Source organism: Burkholderia savannae (assembly GCF_001524445.2).
Lineage (GTDB): Bacteria > Pseudomonadota > Gammaproteobacteria > Burkholderiales > Burkholderiaceae > Burkholderia > Burkholderia savannae.
The window spans coordinates 3,667,081-3,682,945 of sequence record NZ_CP013417.1 but is presented as its reverse complement, the minus strand read 5'-3'; the positions used below and the strand labels follow the sequence as shown (position 1 = coordinate 3,682,945).

At 61.2% G+C, this 15,865-nt stretch carries 15 protein-coding genes and 3 pseudogenes; 11 read left to right on the top strand and 7 right to left on the bottom strand.

Features of this window, described 5'->3' with window-relative positions; translation table 11 throughout:
• Window positions 1–24: 24 nt before the first annotated feature.
• From WS78_RS18000 to WS78_RS17985, 4 genes are all read left to right on the top strand, one after another.
• Complete coding sequence (locus tag WS78_RS18000) at window positions 25–891, top strand: glyoxalase (protein WP_226377242.1); 867 nt, start codon at window positions 25–27, stop codon at window positions 889–891.
• Between the two features lie 11 nt (window positions 892–902).
• Window positions 903–1,661 (top strand): YoaK family protein, encoded by a 759-nt coding sequence (locus WS78_RS17995; RefSeq protein ID WP_226377163.1) that lies wholly within the window; start codon window positions 903–905, stop codon window positions 1,659–1,661.
• Between the two features lie 29 nt (window positions 1,662–1,690).
• Complete coding sequence (locus WS78_RS17990; protein WP_059584765.1) at window positions 1,691–3,133, top strand: alginate export family protein; 1,443 nt, start codon at window positions 1,691–1,693, stop codon at window positions 3,131–3,133.
• 331 nt (window positions 3,134–3,464) lie between these two features.
• The gene (locus WS78_RS17985; RefSeq protein WP_059584769.1) at window positions 3,465–4,382 is read left to right on the top strand and encodes a LysR family transcriptional regulator; all 918 of its coding nucleotides are present in this window, start codon (window positions 3,465–3,467) and stop codon (window positions 4,380–4,382) included.
• 108 nt (window positions 4,383–4,490) lie between these two features.
• On the opposite strand, the pseudogene WS78_RS17980 reads toward WS78_RS17985, so the two are convergent.
• From WS78_RS17980 to WS78_RS17965, 4 genes and pseudogenes are all read right to left on the bottom strand, one after another.
• Window positions 4,491–5,268: pseudogene (locus tag WS78_RS17980) on the bottom strand (IS5/IS1182 family transposase); the annotation flags it as partial.
• A 191-nt stretch (window positions 5,269–5,459) separates the two neighbouring features.
• On the bottom strand, window positions 5,460–6,140 hold the full coding sequence (locus WS78_RS17975; protein ID WP_038755466.1) for a hydrolase: 681 nt from the start codon (window positions 6,138–6,140) through the stop codon (window positions 5,460–5,462).
• A gap of 436 nt (window positions 6,141–6,576) precedes the next feature.
• Complete coding sequence (locus WS78_RS17970; RefSeq protein ID WP_085701525.1) at window positions 6,577–6,867, bottom strand: XapX domain-containing protein; 291 nt, start codon at window positions 6,865–6,867, stop codon at window positions 6,577–6,579.
• A gap of 255 nt (window positions 6,868–7,122) precedes the next feature.
• Window positions 7,123–7,884: an isochorismatase family protein gene (locus WS78_RS17965; RefSeq protein ID WP_052145010.1), complete on the bottom strand. Its 762-nt coding sequence runs from the start codon at window positions 7,882–7,884 to the stop codon at window positions 7,123–7,125.
• 130 nt (window positions 7,885–8,014) lie between these two features.
• On the opposite strand from WS78_RS17965, the gene WS78_RS17960 reads away from it, so the two are divergent.
• Window positions 8,015–8,389 (top strand): winged helix-turn-helix transcriptional regulator, encoded by a 375-nt coding sequence (locus WS78_RS17960; protein WP_059584228.1) that lies wholly within the window; start codon window positions 8,015–8,017, stop codon window positions 8,387–8,389.
• A 69-nt stretch (window positions 8,390–8,458) separates the two neighbouring features.
• Here the strand turns inward: WS78_RS17960 and WS78_RS37995 are convergent.
• Both WS78_RS37995 and WS78_RS37990 read right to left on the bottom strand, forming a co-directional pair.
• Window positions 8,459–8,794 (bottom strand): annotated as a pseudogene (locus WS78_RS37995) (integrase core domain-containing protein); the annotation flags it as partial.
• Window positions 8,788–8,893: pseudogene (locus WS78_RS37990) on the bottom strand (transposase); the annotation flags it as partial. The pseudogenes WS78_RS37995 and WS78_RS37990, both read right to left, overlap by 7 nt.
• 405 nt (window positions 8,894–9,298) lie before the next feature.
• On the opposite strand from WS78_RS37990, the gene WS78_RS35990 reads away from it, so the two are divergent.
• On the top strand, window positions 9,299–10,225 hold the full coding sequence (locus WS78_RS35990; protein ID WP_156437589.1) for a hypothetical protein: 927 nt from the start codon (window positions 9,299–9,301) through the stop codon (window positions 10,223–10,225).
• Between the two features lie 655 nt (window positions 10,226–10,880).
• On the opposite strand, the gene WS78_RS17945 is transcribed toward WS78_RS35990, so the two are convergent.
• On the bottom strand, window positions 10,881–11,330 hold the full coding sequence (locus WS78_RS17945; protein ID WP_156439886.1) for a hypothetical protein: 450 nt from the start codon (window positions 11,328–11,330) through the stop codon (window positions 10,881–10,883).
• Between the two features lie 934 nt (window positions 11,331–12,264).
• Here WS78_RS17945 and WS78_RS17940 point away from each other — a divergent pair.
• From WS78_RS17940 to WS78_RS17920, 5 genes are all read left to right on the top strand, one after another.
• A complete protein-coding gene (locus WS78_RS17940) occupies window positions 12,265–12,447 on the top strand; it encodes a Flp family type IVb pilin (RefSeq protein WP_038747161.1) in 183 nt (60 codons plus the stop codon).
• A gap of 86 nt (window positions 12,448–12,533) precedes the next feature.
• Window positions 12,534–13,013 (top strand): prepilin peptidase, encoded by a 480-nt coding sequence (locus WS78_RS17935; protein WP_059584235.1) that lies wholly within the window; start codon window positions 12,534–12,536, stop codon window positions 13,011–13,013.
• Window positions 13,014–13,031: 18 nt separating this feature from the next.
• A complete protein-coding gene (gene cpaB / locus WS78_RS17930; protein ID WP_059584238.1) occupies window positions 13,032–14,024 on the top strand; it encodes a Flp pilus assembly protein CpaB in 993 nt (330 codons plus the stop codon).
• Window positions 14,025–14,072: 48 nt separating this feature from the next.
• Window positions 14,073–15,449 (top strand): type II and III secretion system protein family protein, encoded by a 1,377-nt coding sequence (locus WS78_RS17925; protein WP_059584240.1) that lies wholly within the window; start codon window positions 14,073–14,075, stop codon window positions 15,447–15,449.
• A 16-nt stretch (window positions 15,450–15,465) separates the two neighbouring features.
• Window positions 15,466–15,843 (top strand): CpaD family pilus assembly lipoprotein, encoded by a 378-nt coding sequence (locus WS78_RS17920; RefSeq protein ID WP_038747022.1) that lies wholly within the window; start codon window positions 15,466–15,468, stop codon window positions 15,841–15,843.
• Window positions 15,844–15,865: the final 22 nt, after the last annotated feature.

The window sequence follows — 15,865 nt, the reverse complement described above, 5'->3', positions numbered from 1 at the left end:
TTCCGTCTCTTGATCGCGACCAGCATGGTCACCGCCGGCCTCGTCTCGACGCTGCTAGCCGTCGCGACGCCAGTCTCGGCGCCGACGGTATCCGTCGGCCCCCAGTACGACACAACGCACGTGTACGTGGCACCGGAAGATTTCGACACATTCGTCGAAAGCTTTCTCGCAACGTTCGGCGGTCACAAGTCAAAGCAAGGCGAGTTCCAGGTAACGCCCGCGCCGAGCCGAACGATTTCGCAGCTCGTGTTCACGCCGGTCGGCACGCTGTCGGTATTCGGTTTCAAGACGCCGATTCCCTATCCTTTCGGTGATGAACGCACAGGCTATATGGTGACCGACATGGATGCGGCAATCCAGTCGGCGAAAGCGCACGGCGCGGACGTGACCGTTGCGCCATTCCCCGATCCGGTCGGGCGCGACGCGATCGTCGCGTGGCCCGGCGGCGTCCAGATGCAGTTCTACTGGCACACGCAGGCGCCGAGGTACGACGAATTGAAAACGGTGCCGGAAAATCGCGCCTATGTGTCGCCGGAGCGCGCGGATGAACTGGTGCGTAACTTCGTTGCGTTCTCGCACGGGAAAGTGGTGTCGGACGTGCGCGACGCTTCGGGCGCGGAGATCGGGCGGCCGAACGACACGTATCGCCGCATCCGCATCGAATCGGGCTTTGGAAAGATGACGGTCGCCGTCACCGACGGTCATTTGCCCTATCCCTTTGGCCGCGAAACGACTGGCTACGAAGTGTCGAATCTCGCCAGCACGTTAAAGAAAGCGCGATCCGCCGGTGCGACGGTGCTGGTACAGCCGTTCACGTCGGACAAGCGCGAAGCGGCATTTGTGCGGTTCCCGGGCGGCTATATTGCCGAAATTCACGCCGCAGCCCGATGACTAAAGCGCGCATGTTGATTACCGTCCGTTCGATGCTCCCCAATCGGGCCTGGACGAAGAGGCACGAAGACAACGTGCTTGCAGCCATTGCCGGCTATGTCGACACATTCAGCTTCGTCGCCCTGTTTGGTCTCTTCACGGCGCATGTGACGGGCAACTTCGTGTTGATCGGCGTGGACGTTGCCGGTTATGGACAGGGCATCTTCACGAAACTGATGACCTTCCCCGCGTTCGTCTCCGGCATCGTATTAAGCAGCGCGGTGGTGAAGGCCATGCGGTCTCAGGACGCCAATCGAAGAGCGGCGTCCTTGTACGCGATGCAGGCGGCGCTCCTGGTGGCTTTCTGTTTTTCCGGCATCGGCATCGAACCGGCACTCGGCGCCGATAGCGTGCCGATCATCGTGTGCGGAATGCTCGGCGCGGCGGCCATGGGCGTGCAGAACGCCCACAGTCGGTTGATCGAGCGCGTCGGCGTGCCGAACACCGTGATGACCGGTAACGTCACCCAGGCCGTGCTCGATGCCGTGAACCTTGCTTCCTCGGAGACGCCGGTCGACACGAAGGGGGCCGTCCGCGCCCGCCTCGGGAAGACGCTCCGGGTCATCTCGTGTTTCGGTTCGGGCGCCGTCATCGGTGCGTTGGCTTATCGATATGTTTCGTTTTGGGCGCTGATGCTGCCGGTCGCGTTGCTCGTCACGCTTGCACTGAGCCTCTTCCTCAACGCGCCGGGCGCGCAGGATCGCGCAGCAATGCCGGGGCCGAACCCATGATGCGAGCGACATCAATGCAGGATAGTCGAATGTGGTTGCGTTGGCCGGCATTCATTCGTCGACGCCACAACTGCTCTGTGCTGCCCATCATGGTGGCCGCGGCATTCGGCCTTGGCATCGGCAAGCGCGTGGAGGCGAATGAGAATGCGGTGGCGTGCGCGCAGAAGCGGCCGCGCGTGCTCTCCAACCGCTGGCAGGAAGACTGGTCGGTTCTGGCTGACCCGTGCGTGCCGGCAAAGCCTCTGGACGACCTCAAATACATCCCACTCGGCGACGATCCGCACTCGTACCTGTCTCTTGGCGCGAATCTCCGGGAGCGTGTCGAGATCAGTGGAGCGCCGCTGTTCGGCGTTGGTCCGGCATCCGCCAACACCCGGCTGCTGCAACGGGCGCAGGTCAGTGCGGACTTACGGATCGCGCAACATTATCAGGTGTTCGTCCAACTCGTGGATGCGCGAGCGTATGGCAAGGATATCGCGACGCCGGTCGACAGGAGCCCGCCGGATATCGAGCAGGCGTTCGTCGCATGGGTGGGGCACGCGGCTGGGGCTACGGCGAAGCTTCGCATAGGGCGGCAGGAAATGGCTTTCGATCTGCAACGCTTCATTTCCGTTCGCGAAGGCCCGAATGTTCGGCAAAGCTTCGATGCAGTCTGGGGCGATCTGGAATACAGCAAGTGGCGCTTTATCGGTTATGCGACGCAACCGGTGCAAAATCGAGGCAATACGGCGTTCGACGACAGATCGAACCGACATCTCACCTTCAGCGGCGTGCGTTTCGAGCGCAAGGACGTCGGCCCGGGCGATCTGTCCGGTTACTACTCGCGTTACAACCGAAGCAACGCGGTATTTCTCGACGCAAAGGGCGACGAGCATCGGGATGTATTCGATTTGCGCTATTCCGGAAAGGCTGGGCATGCCGATTGGGACGTCGAATCCATGCTGCAAACGGGCCACGTCGGCCGCGACGTAATCAATGCATGGGCGATTGGCTCGCTCGTGGGCTACGCGCTGGAGGGTTGGGGCACGCCTCGCGTTGGTCTTCAGATCGATGTGGCGTCCGGCGATCGGCATCCGGGAGACGGCCGAGTGGGAACGTTCAATCCGCTCTTTCCGAACGGCTACTATTTCACGCTGGCTGGATTCACCGGTTACGCGAACATTGTTCACATCAAACCGTCAATCACGTTGAAGCCGTCGAGCAGGCTCTCATTACTTGCTGCATTGGGCTTTCAGTGGCGCCAAACGGCGAATGACGCCATTTATCAACAAGGCAACGTTGCCGTGCCAGGTACCGCAGAGCATGGTTCCCGGTGGACCGGGATGTACGTACAGCTTCGGTCGGACTGGACGGTTGCCGACAATCTGATCAGCTCGATCGAGGCCGTTCATTTTCAGGCGGGTAATGCCATCCGGAGTTTGGGAGGCAAAAATGCCGACTATGCAGGCATCGAATTCAAATACGGATGGTAATGGATGGCTGGGCGATCGATTCGCGGGCCATATGAACGAGTTGGTTTCCCGGATCGACTTGCGAGGGTGCCGGTTGCATCGCGGATCACCGGGCCATGTCGGCAGAGTTTGCAAGACCGCCTTCGAGCGGACAGCCCCCGGCGAGCACGTTTGGCGTGCCACATGTCCGCCCGGCCGTCTTGACATCCGGGCCGGCGCAGCCTGGTTCCGAGCGCCATTCGCCACGGCCATCGGTTAGACGATCGTGGCGGGAACAGCGTTTTGAATATCGATTCCAGATGGTTTTCGAGAAAGCAAAAATCGAATATTTATGTTGCAGTTGAAATTGAGAATGGACTATTTTCAATCGCTCCGAGTGTTTGTAAAGATTGTGGATCTTGGCGGCTTTACACGTGCGGCGTCCGCGTTGGATATTTCAAATGCAGTAGTAACACGCGCACTTGCAGCGTTGGAAGCTCACCTTGGCACGAGGTTGTTGAATCGGACAACGCGTAGCCTTTCACTTACGGAGCCGGGGCGTGTTTATCTGGAAAAGGCGCGTCAGATTCTGGTTGAACTCGACGACGCCAAAGAGATGGTTGCCGCCGGGAACCGCGAGCCGTCTGGCACGTTGCGAATCGTCGCCCCCATCGTGTTTGGCTTGAACAGTTTGGCTCCGCTTCTGCAGTCATACAGCGCGCGATTTCCCAAGATCGTGCCGGACTTGACGCTACTCGACAATCAGGTCGATCTGGTCGAAGACGGCTTCGATGTCGGGATTATGGTTTCCAAGCAAATGCGCAGCTCGAGCATCGTTACGCGTCGCCTGACGACTGAAAGTTGGATTGTATGCGCGGCGCCGAGTTACCTGGAGAAGCATGGGGTTCCGAATCGAGCAGAGCAGATTTCCCACCATGTATGTTTGAGCCTGCCGGCCGATCATTGGGGCGAAGATTGCACTTTTGCTGGGTTAGGTGGCGCGGCGTGCAGTCAACCGCTCAATCGATTCGTTGCAAACAACATCGAGATGCTGCGCAAGTTGGCGATTCTCGGCATGGGCATTGCCACTTTGCCTGATTATTTGATCAAAGGGGATATAACGTGTGGTCGCCTCGTGCATCTCTTCGGCGATCATCGGCATCCAAAGTTCGATATTCATGTGGCATACCCGAGTCGTCGCTACCTGGCGGCCAAGGTTCGAACCTTTGTCGATCACATCGTCTCCAACTTCGATCATGTGGCGAGCGCCGAGCAGAGTTGTTCGCCGTAGCTCCAAACACGACCTCACTCTACGGATGGATGAATCAACGGAACGCGGAAACTCGCGTGACAAACGATCCTTCGGCGCAGCAAAGGCGACGTCGGCATAGCGCGACTCGCTGCGTCGCCGGATCATCGCGCGCAGGCCGCGTGTGATGCCGCGTCGCAAACCCGGGTGATAGACCTACACCCCATCGATGGCGACGACCTTGTAGCCGGGATCAGCGACGGCGTTCCGGTTGGACGTCGCCCAGGATCGCCGCCTGCTCCAGCGCTTCGGTCAGCGTGTGCCCGGCGTACGGATTGCCCGGCACCGAGCGCGCGCCCACGACGAAGCCTTCCTTGTGCGTCGTCGTGATCGACACCTTCACGCCGCATTCGTACGGCTTGCGCGCCTTGCCCTTGGCCAGACACTCGACTTCCGGCGCATGTAGTGCGTACAGCTTGTTCTTGTCCTTTTGCTTCTGCGACAGAATCCGCTTCGTGCGGCCAATCAAGTCTTCCAGCGCAGGGCGGCTTTGCCGTGCGACGCCATCGAGTTGCCGTTCGACGTCTCTCATCACGCTGCCCATACGCAGACACAAGGTCCGCAACGCCCCCTTCATCCGCTTGTACTGCTTCGCGTGCGCATAGCGGCCAATCTGTTTCGCCAGGCGCGACGCCTCACGGTTGTCGTTCTGCCGCAGCTTCAGCCCATGCCGGGCGGCTGCCTTCACCAGATGTTCGCGGCAGCGCTCGAGCAGCCGCGAATCGGTCGGATGGGCAATCGCCTTCTCCATCACCGTCGTATCGACGATCAAGCGCTTCAGACTCGCGTGCTTGACGACCTTGGCCCGTTTGGCCGCCTCGATCGTCTCCGCCAGCCGCTCTTCGACGCTAACTTCACCAAGCCCCTTGTGCTCCTCGCGACCCGGTTGCGAACGCGTTGCAGGCCTGACACGGATGCAATCACCTGGTGAGCCGTTTGCGATGGTCACGCGACAGCGGGCGGGCGGTTCACGAGGCGTGCGAGAAGCGGCGCCGAAGCACCGGAAAGCGACATTCGGCAAGCGGTGCCAGCGGCGGCGCGCTGGCACCGTCGCAAGCGTTACGACCGTTCCGAATCGAGCTGCTCGTTGTTCTTCACGACATCCTGGGCCTTGAGATAGCTCTCGATGAGCAGTCGGTACTGAGGGAAAATCATCGCGTAGACATCGACCCATTGCTGCGCATCAGGACGATGCCAGGTCTGCTGCAGTTCGCCGGCTACCGCTGCCGTGTCGACCGGAACCACGCCCGCTTGAACGACACGAGCGAGTGTGATCTCCTGCGCCATTTTCGAGTACGTGCCGGAGGCATCAACCACGGCGAAGACCTTGTAGCCTTCCTGCACGGCCGAGATGGCGGGGAAAGCCATGCAGATGCTCGTGATGGTGCCGGCGATGATCAACGTCTTGCGTCCCGTTGCCTTGACCGCGTCGACGAAAACGGGATTGTCCCAGGCGTTAATCTGCCCCTTGCGAGCGACATATTTTGCATGCGGCGCGCTTTCGTGGATTTCGGGGATCAACGGACCGTTCGGTCCTTGCGGAACCGACGCGGTCGTGATCACCGGTATCTTGCAGAGCGTTGCGATCTTGGCTAGCGCAATGGCGTGATTACGCAGGACGGTCATTTCCATGTCCTTGACGGTCTGGAACAGGCCGCTTTGATGGTCGATCAGCAGCATGGCGGAATCGTTCGGGTCAAGGACGGGGCGCTGACCATTGAAGTTTGCGGGTGCGCTCATCGGAATACTCCTGATAGTGAGGCCAATCGCAGCGCCAGAACAGTGCTGGAACGACCGGTGGTTGCGCGGTTGCGCGAATAACAGCTTTGCCGCATTGGCACTAAAGTCGGGAAATCATCGTGAACAGGACATGCAGCAAGGCGCAGATCAACGCGAACAGCAGGAGAGATGCGACGTACAGGTCTGTTACCGTGCCGACTTCCAGCCGTCTCGGTTGGCGGCTCGGAATGCGGGAACGAGGAAGGGTTGCTCACGCAATGCGCCGGCGCGAAACATGTTCGACGACCCATATCAGGCCGCCCATGGTTCGGTGCCGTCCGGACGAGTCGACCTTGCCGCGGAATACCCAATATGCGAATGCGTTGTAATCGAGGACAACCGCAACATGACCAGTGCGCCGACCGCGACCATGAGCCAGTTGCCTGGGGCGGCCACGTCATGAGCGAATGTCCCCGGTGGAATCCGATTTGGCGCTTGACTGCTTGGACGCCGGCCGGCCGGGCAGCATCCCCAAGATGTGGTTGCTGCAACCTGCATCGCGCCAGGCTGCCTGCAGCGTATTCCCGCCAAGCAAGCGTTTTGCGAGCGGTGCGATCTGCTCGCCGCCCAGCATGCCGAGCAGGCCGAGCAGTGCGATGAGTGGCGGCGCGGGTGATCTCACGTTGATCAGGCTGTAAATGACGCCGACGAAAACGCCGGCTCCCAATGACAACAGGTAGAGTTTCATGAGCGTGTGAAAAACATTTCACCCGAAGCGAAATTGAAATCCCCAACGGCTCTGCGGCTCTGCAATTTGTCTCGCGAAGCGGGGGCGCGTAGGTTCGATCGCCGCGTCGTTTGAAGCGCGGCGTCTGAGCGCATCGAATGCGTTTCCGCCACTCACGCTTTCGCGACGTGGCGGAACTTCCCGTCAATATATTATGGATGCCGAATTATCAAATTCGATTTCCAATTCCCTTCTCTACAACATGATTCAATGAGCTTACTTCACGATCCCGAACGGGTCCGGAACCGCGTGCTGGTTCGCGTTGTTCCAGAAGTTCTGCAGTACGAATCCGTATTCCGGAAGGTTCTGGATGAACGGTGCGAGCATGTCGTTCGCGCTCGGCAGCTTCCAGTCGGCTTGAAGCTCGCAGGCGAGCGCGAACGTCGTGACCAGTTCAGCGCCAGCCTTGCTCATCCGCGACATGGCGGCCTGCGCCTCATAGGCGTTCCACGCGCCGCATGCGTCGACGACAGGAAACACCTTGTAGCCGTCTTGCAACATGGAGAGCGTCGGGAACGCACAGCAGGTTCCGATCGTCACGGCGGAAATGATGATGTGCCTGCGGCCAGTTTGCCGAACCAGGTTCTCCAGCGCTGCGCGAAACGTCGGATCTTCGTAGCAGTTGATGATGCCGGTGCGCCTGTAGATCGGCTCGTCGCCGAAGATGTCCTTGATCTCGGGTAGCGTATCGCCGTTCTGCCATTGCGCGTTCGATGACGAGATCAGCACGGGCATCTTCAGCGCCTTCGCCGCGCGCGCGAGGCCGACCACATTGCTTCGATATTCGGCCAAGGAGCCGAAATCGCGCACACCCGCCATCAGCCCGATCTGATGATCGATAAAGAGGACGATCGCGTTTTCCGGCGTCGGCTTGTCGTACGGCACACGGCCAGCGCGCGCCGCGTCTTCCGCCGAAACAACGGGAGGCTGGATCTGATTGGTGGTGGGGCTGACAATATCTGCCGGTCTGTCGATCATTTTGTTATCCGAAATTAGTGGAGGGATCTCGCTAAACGCTTCTACACATCAATGGCGAGTATGTGCGACACTAACATGCAAGTTTCCATACCGTAAGGTACTTACCAATTGGTAACCAGCAGGGCTCAACATGGACCAACCCACCCCCAGAATCGTGCCGTTCCCGGCGTCCAGGCAACCTTGCCCCTTCGAGCGCTTCGTGGATATTTTTTCCGGCACATGGACGCCACGGATTCTGTGGCTTCTGCTGGATGGGGCTACTTATCGCTTCGCGGAAATCCAACGAATAGTCGAGCCGGTCTCGTCGAAGGTACTGACTGAAAGACTGCGATATCTCGAACAGCAGCAGCTCGTCAAACGCATCGCTCGGAAGTCGGCCACGCCCTATGTCGAGTACATGATTACCGACAGGGGCAAGTTGCTCGAGCCGGTTTTTCATGCGATGGCGCAGATTTCCGATCAACTGTTCGGTGATGAGTTATCGAGTCAAGACGTCAATCAGTGAACGTCTTTGTGGTTCTCCCTATTCGTCCCGACCGGAGTTGACCCTGCAACTCAGGACACGCGGACACTGTTAGGTTGATGGCACTGCGGCGTGCCTGAACTCGTGGGGCGAGCGGTATTTCAGGGCTTGATGCGGGCGGCGCTCAATGTGGTGTTCAAACGCAATAGCTAGACGCGAGAGCGCCGTTGATGCGTCAGGCTTGTCCATGCATGCGACGTAATTGTGCTTCATGGTCTTCACGAACGATTCGGCCATGCCATTGCTCGGCGGCGAACGGACCGGCGTGGTCAGCGGTTCAAGGCCCAGTTCCCGAGCGAAGCTGCGTGTGCGGTGGTCGATGTAGGCCGAACCGTTGTCCGACAGCCATTCGATGGGCTGCGCGGCCTGCGTGGTGCCGAAGCGCAGTGGCTCGAACTTCGCCTGCCGATCGCGCGGAATATTTCGTTTCAGTTCGCCGTTGGGTGTCAGGACCGTCTTGGGGCTGGTGCCGTTGCGGTGGTTGAGTCCTCTCGCGTTCCGGCCGATGGGCTGACGCGGGGAGGGTTGCATCATGTCCACCGGCATCTTGCCTGCCGCGCGGTCCCTTCCTCGCCTGCGGGCTTCGCTTGATCGGACGGTTTGCAACCGTCCAGCCCGCTCGCCAGCCCGTATGGCGCGCGATGTCGTCCGTTTCACGGCGCGCGAAAATCGTGTGTTTTGATGCACAGTGGGGCGGACTCACGCGCCTCAAATTGCGGTGACCGATTTCTCGGCAGATCGTACCTTCGGCTAGCCAATCAACGGTCTTGATTTTGTCCACCATGCGCATCGTGTCGTAACTCAGCGGATCGGCGCTCGTCGCGACAGAGGCCGACGAGAACGACAATCGAACCGTGGAGAAAGACGACGGCGCAAGCGATGCATGGCCGCATGAACAAACAATTTCGCTATCGGTTGCGAATTCATGTGCAATCCGCGGCGAACCCGGATGGGTTCGCCGCGTTTAATCACGAAATTCGAGCACAAAAACAAAACGACGACGGGAAGGCAATCCGATGTTTACCCGTTTGGTGGCGTGCGGTAGCATTAATATGCCGTCCAGCTTCGGGAGAAATCATGGACCGGAAACAGTGCATCTCCCTCATTGAGAGCGGCTGTATTATTAGTGCCATAATCAGTGGAGGACAAATGATCTCAGGCATTGTCCACAGCCTGAATCAGGAAAGCAGGACGATAACGGTCAGGCGCGGCCATGATAAATATTGCGATATATTCGTCAATAAAATAATGGCGATCAGCGTCAGGCCGCGCCCCGCCGATGTCGACAATTTCAAGATCGAGATCGACTCGCTTCATGATGAAAAATTGATCGAGCGCGTGAGGCGAGAGTTCTTGACGCCGTGGCAGCGCACGATTACCCCGCTGCATTTTCGGTTCTTGTATGGAAAATCAGGCGCAAACCAAGCGACCAGGACGAAAATAGATCGCTGGATAGACGCCGTTCGAACCCTCCAGGCTGCGCTTAGAATAAAAGACGATGAAATCATTCGGCAGATAGCACTATATGTCTATTCGATCAAACACGATGGCCACGTGCAGAGCGAAAAATTTCCCCGGGAGTCGATCGAGGAGAAACTGATGGCGATTCCCATTGGAGAACAGGTAACGCTATACGGGGATTTTAGCGATTCAATTAATTATAATATCGAGCAGGGCCGGCTATTGGAAATTGACATGGATAAACGATTGGTCAGGCTGCATAGTGCGATTGATGATCTGGATTTCGACATTGATCTCGATGCGATATTTGCAATTGAAGCGGACCGGCTCGCAGCCGATATTGCGGCATCGCACTAGATGCGCTGTCGCATCTCCCCATGATTGTTCGTCCGAAATATCGCCGGATTGGCGGGAAGCTGCGCAAGCGCCGAGGCCGAACGACAGACAGCAGACAGCAGACGACAGGCGCTCCGCAACCGCAGCGGACGATCTTCAAGCGGTCGAATAACGAGCCTGCCGCTTTCCGCGAAGCTGTCGCCGGCCGCCCGAGGTCAAACGCTGCGCGAACGCGGTCGCATTTTTCGGCGAGCGCAGCAGAACCCGGACGGCACCGCGCATGAGCGCCGAAAGGCGAGGTGCGAGGGGCCGCGCCCGCGTGACGAGGCCGGCCGAGCGGATGAAAATTCGGCTGCTCTTCTTGCTTGATGATCACCTGCATAGGCGCGCGTTCGGCACGGTCATGACGAGGGCGATATGGATCGCGCTGCCGCCGCCGCCAATAACGGCCGCACTGTCGCCGCGGACGACAGCACCTCGATACGCGGGCCAAGCCAAGCACATCGACGTCGCGAGCAACGCAACATGACGCGTCGTCGCGCGACCCGCGCGAAGCGTGTTGTCGCTTGATCCGCGACCCATTCCCGGTGCGGATGAACTTTGCGTAGTCCATGCGCTCGCGTCGTCGCCCGGCGAATGCGGGTGGTGCCGCGCAGCAAGCCGCGCGCGTTTCAGCTCATCGGAAGCGGACGGCATGGCGCGTGCCTTGATCGGAAGGATTCCGCGCCAAGCCGTTATCGCCGTGCGGCCGAATGCCGAAACTGACGGTTGCACCATTGTTTCGCTCGCGCGTGCACGCGGCCGCCGCTCGCGCGATCGAGACGCCATGCCGGACATGCGCGATCCGTCGGCCATCGACATATTTGGCAATGCGCTTGTCGAAATATCTCGCGGCATGGCCCTTCTCTGACGTGGCGCGTTCGAATCGAAATCGGCATTCAAACAGTTTCGGCGGCCGTCGCCACGGGTTGCCCGCAGCCGGCGAGCGCGTGATCGCGGCAACGGCGATGCAGATGACGAAAAAGCCGGCCATCCACGGCCGCCACGCCCGGGCGCTGCATGCGTTGGCGGTGGGGGCGGCGTCGCTGCCGTGCGGCAACCGGGCGGTGAGCCGCACGTTCGACATCGCGAGACGGCACCTCCGATCCATGCGGCACGCACGGCCGGGTGATCCGATGGCCATCGCCGAAAACGCGCGATGCGTGAACGGCCCGGCGCGAAGCCGAACGCGCCGAGCGCGAGATCGCATGGCGGCGGCTCGCCCAATAACGGAACGCAGCGCCGAGCCGCGTTCGTGACGAAGCGAACCAAACGCGTCGCGGCGGCGATTGCCGTCTGATGGAATCGGTTGCTTTCGAAGGTTTGAAGGAAATTGACTGGAAAAGCATCGCCGATGGGCGATGGGAACATCCGGCGGCGCCGTCAAACTCAGGAACCGAAAGGCGAGCGCCCAATAAGCATATCGCTCACGAAATACACAAGACGGAAAGATGGAATTAAAAATTTCCCTTTGCCATCCAATTCGTTTTCATGTCGATCCGGACGGATGGATTTATTTATAAATAAGTGGTTATTTGCTTCGGCTCGCGGCATTCGCCGGCAGAGAAATTCATTTTCTCTCGCGAGCGGCGCGGAGATGCCGGGTCGGGGCGCGCGATACGCTTGCGGATGCGAAGAGAGGCGCATCGCGCATCGCTATCAAACGGGGCTCAATGAACGCCGGCGCCGCGCAAGGTACAGAGCAAGTTGCGCTACAAAAAGGCGATTAATTTTAAATTCCGGCTCAAACATGAATATTTTGCAAATCCGGCTTCAGCGTCATATATAAATATTGGTGGCGCGATATCCATCCGTTAATTCGCGAGGGAGTTTTCGGGTTCGGTCGATTGTGATTTGGTGAAAAATGCAAATTATTCTTGCATGAATGATCGTGCCGCAGAATGCGAAGCGCGTTTTCGCACTTTTCGTGCCATTGATGTGCCGGGCCGCCTCCGGGGTGACGGTGGCGCAGTTCTCTTCGCCAAAGGATCGATGTCCGATCGCGTGAGATGGAGGTTCTGATGATTCGCTACTTCAAATCCCTGATGCATGACGAACGGGGTGTGAGCGCACTCGAGTACGTCGTCCTCGGCGGCATCGTCGTTGTCGCGCTCGCGGCGGTGGGCACCATTCTGAGCAGCACGTCCACCGGGCTTCCGAACGTCTTTTCGACTTTGCTTGCGAAAGTCACGGGCCTGATCTAAATCCTTTTTTCGCGTGTTGCCGGGGACGACACGGATTCGGCGAGGTCGGACGCCCTGTCGCGGCGCGCGAACGGACGGCGCTCTTTATGGCCAGCTATGTACAGGCGGCAGCTACGCTAATTCTGGCGCTGCTCGCGGCGCAGGACATTTGCGTTCGGCGTTTAGCCAACGGCGCGGTGCTCGCGCTCGCGACGCTTTACTTCGCGGACGCGGCGCTCATTCGCGACAGCTCCGCGTCGGTGGCGAGCCACGCCGCCATCGCGGCGGTGATGTTGGCGCTGTTCGGGGCATTGCGACATCTCGGCTGGATCGGCGGAGGCGACGTCAAGCTGGCGGCGGCGATATTCCTCTGGGCGGGACCGGCGTTGGTGTTCCCCGTGATGCTGATCGTCGGGGCGGGCGGGCTGCTGCTCGGCTTCGCGATCGCCGCCGCCGTTGCGTGGCGGCGCGGGGCGACGGCATCGCCATGCATCTCGGCGCGCGGCGTGCCGTACGGCGTTGCGCTCGCATTGGGCGGCGCCTTTGCGATATGGGCGCCGGTGGCGAATAGCGCTTCCATCAATTAGCGTCGCGTGCCCGTCGTCATGCCAAAGTCAATCAGAATGGCCGCGCTCCTCATCGCCGCAGGTATCGGCGCCTTCGTGCTGCGCGGACTGTATGTGGCCGCATCGGTTCAGAAGGCGGCCGAGCCGGCGCCGCTCGAGCGCGTGCGCGTCGCGGCGGCCGATTTGCCCGAGGGGCTCTTGCTGCGCGACAACGACCTTGCCTGGCAAAGCATGCCGCGCACCCAGATTCCGGCCGGCGCGTTCGTCGAGACGCAACCCGGCGCCGATCTCAAAGGCGCGTTGCTGCGCAGCCGGGTCAGTGCAGGTACGCCGCTTCGCGTCGACAACGTCATACCGGCAGGCGCGCCCGATTTTCTCGCCGCCGCGCTCAAGCCGGGCATGCGTGCGATCTCGGTCCCGATCGACGACGTCTCCGGCAACGCCGGCCTGATCCAGCCGGGTGACTACGTGGACGTGCTCCTGACCCAGCAGATCGGAGGCAACGCCGCGGCGTCCGTTCCGCTCGAGCGCGCGATCGAGTCGGAAACGGTCGTCACCCGCATCCGCGTGCTCGCGGTGGGTTCCGAGTTCCAGCGGCCGAAGGCGTCCAACGCGGCCGAGTCGACCGCGCGGGCGCGAACGGTGACGCTCGAAGTCAGTCCGCGCACGGCGCAGGTGGTATCGGTCGCGACGCGTCTCGGCGCGTTGTCGCTCGCGCTGCGCAGCTTCGCGACGAGCGACCGCCGTCATCCGGCGGGCGGCGAGGAGATGGAGTCCGATACGCCGCCCGTCTGGGCGGGCGACGTGTCGCGCGCGTTTCGCGATTCGGCGCGCTCGCAGGCTTCGTCGCGAGACTTCGCCCGGCAGCAGTTGCCGTTGCAGTCGGTGGTCATCTATCGCGGTTCGAGCATCGCCGACAGCGCGCCGGCCGGAAATACCGGCACGCCCGGCTTGCCGCCGCTGCCGCCGGGATTGGCGAGCAGCGGCGGGGTGGCCGAGGGGGCGACGCCGCCTCGGGCGACGACGCAGTGACCGTTTGGATTTCACTCAATCGCCGTTCGGCTTCTGACGGGGACACGAATGTTGCGCATAGTCCGCTCGCTCGCTTGCTGCTGTCGGCTGGGAATCGCCGGATTCGGGATCGCGTGCGCGCTCGGCGCGTTCGCGCAGGATTCGGGTTCGACGCTGATCGTCGCGAGCGGCAAGGGCGAGATGCTGTCGCTGCCGGAGCCGGCCGTCGCGATGTTCGTCGCGGACCCGGCCATCGCCGACGTTCAGGTGCCGACGCCGCGCACCGTGTTCGTGCTCGGCAAGAAGGCCGGCACCACGACGCTGATCGCGCTCGGCGCGAACAACCGGACGATTCTGCGCAAGACGATCGTGGTCCAGGTCGATACGCAATCGCTGCAGCGCGTGCTCGACACCCGGTTCCCGCAACTGGGCGTGACCGTGACCGGCGCGCCCGGGTCGCTGATGGTGAGCGGCCGCGTACCCAGCGCGGCGGACGCGGACGCCGTGATGCAATCGCTCACGCCCTACCTGCGCGACAAGGAGAAAATCGTCAACAGGCTGACCCTGTCCCGGCCCGTCCAGGTGAACTTGCGGGTGAGGGTGACGGAGGTCGATCGCAACATCACGCAGCAGCTCGGCATCAACTGGAGCTCGCTCGGCAACGTCGGCAATTTCGTCGGCGGCCTGTTCAACGGGCGCACGCTGTTCGACCCGACGACCAACCAGTTCAATCTTTCGCCGACGGGCACGTTCTCCGTTCGCGGCGGCTTCCATACGTCGCGATGGTCGATCGACGTCGTGCTCGACGCGCTCGATCAGGAAGGGCTGATCACGATGCTGGCCGAGCCCAACCTCACCGCGATGTCCGGCGAGACGGCGAGCTTTCTCGCCGGCGGCGAGATACCGATTCCCATCGCGCAAAACAACACGGGCGCGATCACGATCGAATTCAAGCCGTTCGGCGTGTCGCTCGACTTCACGCCGACCGTCCTGGCCGACAACCGGATCAGCTTGAAGGTGCGGCCGGAAGTCAGCGAGATCGATCCGGCGAACAGCGTGACGACGGGCGGCGTCCGGGTGCCGGCGCTTACCGTGCGGCGCGTCGAGACGACGGTCGAGCTGTCGAGCGGGCAGAGCTTCGCGATCGGCGGCCTGTTGCAGAGCGAGACGAGCGACATCGTCTCTCAACTGCCGGGGCTCGGGCGCTTGCCCGTGATTGGCCGGCTGTTTTCGTCGAAGAGTTTTCAGGACAACAAATCCGAGGTCGTCGTGATCGTCACGCCGTACATCGTTCAGCCGGCCGGCCCCGGCCAGCTCGAGCACGCGATCGACAGCGTCACGCGGCCGAGCAGCGATCTCGAGTTCGCGCTCCAGCGCAATCTGGGGCTGGATTTGTTGACGGGCGACACGCCGCGGCTCGTCGGCGCGGCGGGCTTTGTCTATTGACTGTCGGGAGGCCACGATGCGCGTTCGAACGATCGCCTTCGCGCTGACGCCGCTGGCGCTGGCGAGCTGTCTGTCGGCGCCGCCGCCGCTCGATCTGCCGGATGCGTCGGCGATCGGCTTCGACGGCGTGCGCGCGGTGCCGCCCGACTGCGGCCGGTTGGCGGAGCCGTCGCATTTCGTCGACGCGGGATACCGGCGGCCGAGCGTCGCGTTCGGATGCGCGACGTACAGGAATCTTGCCGCGATGCTGGCGCGGCCCGAGGATCTCGTCGCGCCCGTGCCCTACGCCGGCGCGGACGCGGCGTTCGCGGCCGACGCCGTTCGCCGGTTCATGGAGGACCGCGTGAAGCAGCCCACGTCCGCAAGATCGAACACGACGACGATTGCTCACTGACTCCGATCGAATGCCGATCCCA

Coding starts and splice junctions, on each gene's coding strand:
- WS78_RS17960 (WP_059584228.1), top strand. CDS start 8,015: ATGGACCAACCCACCCCCAGAATCGTGCCGTTCCCGGCGTCCAGGCAA.
- WS78_RS17965 (WP_052145010.1), bottom strand. CDS start 7,884: ATGATCGACAGACCGGCAGATATTGTCAGCCCCACCACCAATCAGATC.
- WS78_RS18000 (WP_226377242.1), top strand. CDS start 25: ATGGTCACCGCCGGCCTCGTCTCGACGCTGCTAGCCGTCGCGACGCCA.
- WS78_RS17975 (WP_038755466.1), bottom strand. CDS start 6,140: ATGAGCGCACCCGCAAACTTCAATGGTCAGCGCCCCGTCCTTGACCCG.
- cpaB (WP_059584238.1), top strand. CDS start 13,032: ATGCCAAAGTCAATCAGAATGGCCGCGCTCCTCATCGCCGCAGGTATC.
- WS78_RS17940 (WP_038747161.1), top strand. CDS start 12,265: ATGATTCGCTACTTCAAATCCCTGATGCATGACGAACGGGGTGTGAGC.
- WS78_RS17990 (WP_059584765.1), top strand. CDS start 1,691: ATGTGGTTGCGTTGGCCGGCATTCATTCGTCGACGCCACAACTGCTCT.
- WS78_RS17935 (WP_059584235.1), top strand. CDS start 12,534: ATGGCCAGCTATGTACAGGCGGCAGCTACGCTAATTCTGGCGCTGCTC.
- WS78_RS17985 (WP_059584769.1), top strand. CDS start 3,465: ATGGACTATTTTCAATCGCTCCGAGTGTTTGTAAAGATTGTGGATCTT.
- WS78_RS17925 (WP_059584240.1), top strand. CDS start 14,073: ATGTTGCGCATAGTCCGCTCGCTCGCTTGCTGCTGTCGGCTGGGAATC.
- WS78_RS35990 (WP_156437589.1), top strand. CDS start 9,299: ATGAACAAACAATTTCGCTATCGGTTGCGAATTCATGTGCAATCCGCG.
- WS78_RS17920 (WP_038747022.1), top strand. CDS start 15,466: ATGCGCGTTCGAACGATCGCCTTCGCGCTGACGCCGCTGGCGCTGGCG.
- WS78_RS17945 (WP_156439886.1), bottom strand. CDS start 11,330: ATGTCGAACGTGCGGCTCACCGCCCGGTTGCCGCACGGCAGCGACGCC.
- WS78_RS17970 (WP_085701525.1), bottom strand. CDS start 6,867: ATGAAACTCTACCTGTTGTCATTGGGAGCCGGCGTTTTCGTCGGCGTC.
- WS78_RS17995 (WP_226377163.1), top strand. CDS start 903: ATGTTGATTACCGTCCGTTCGATGCTCCCCAATCGGGCCTGGACGAAG.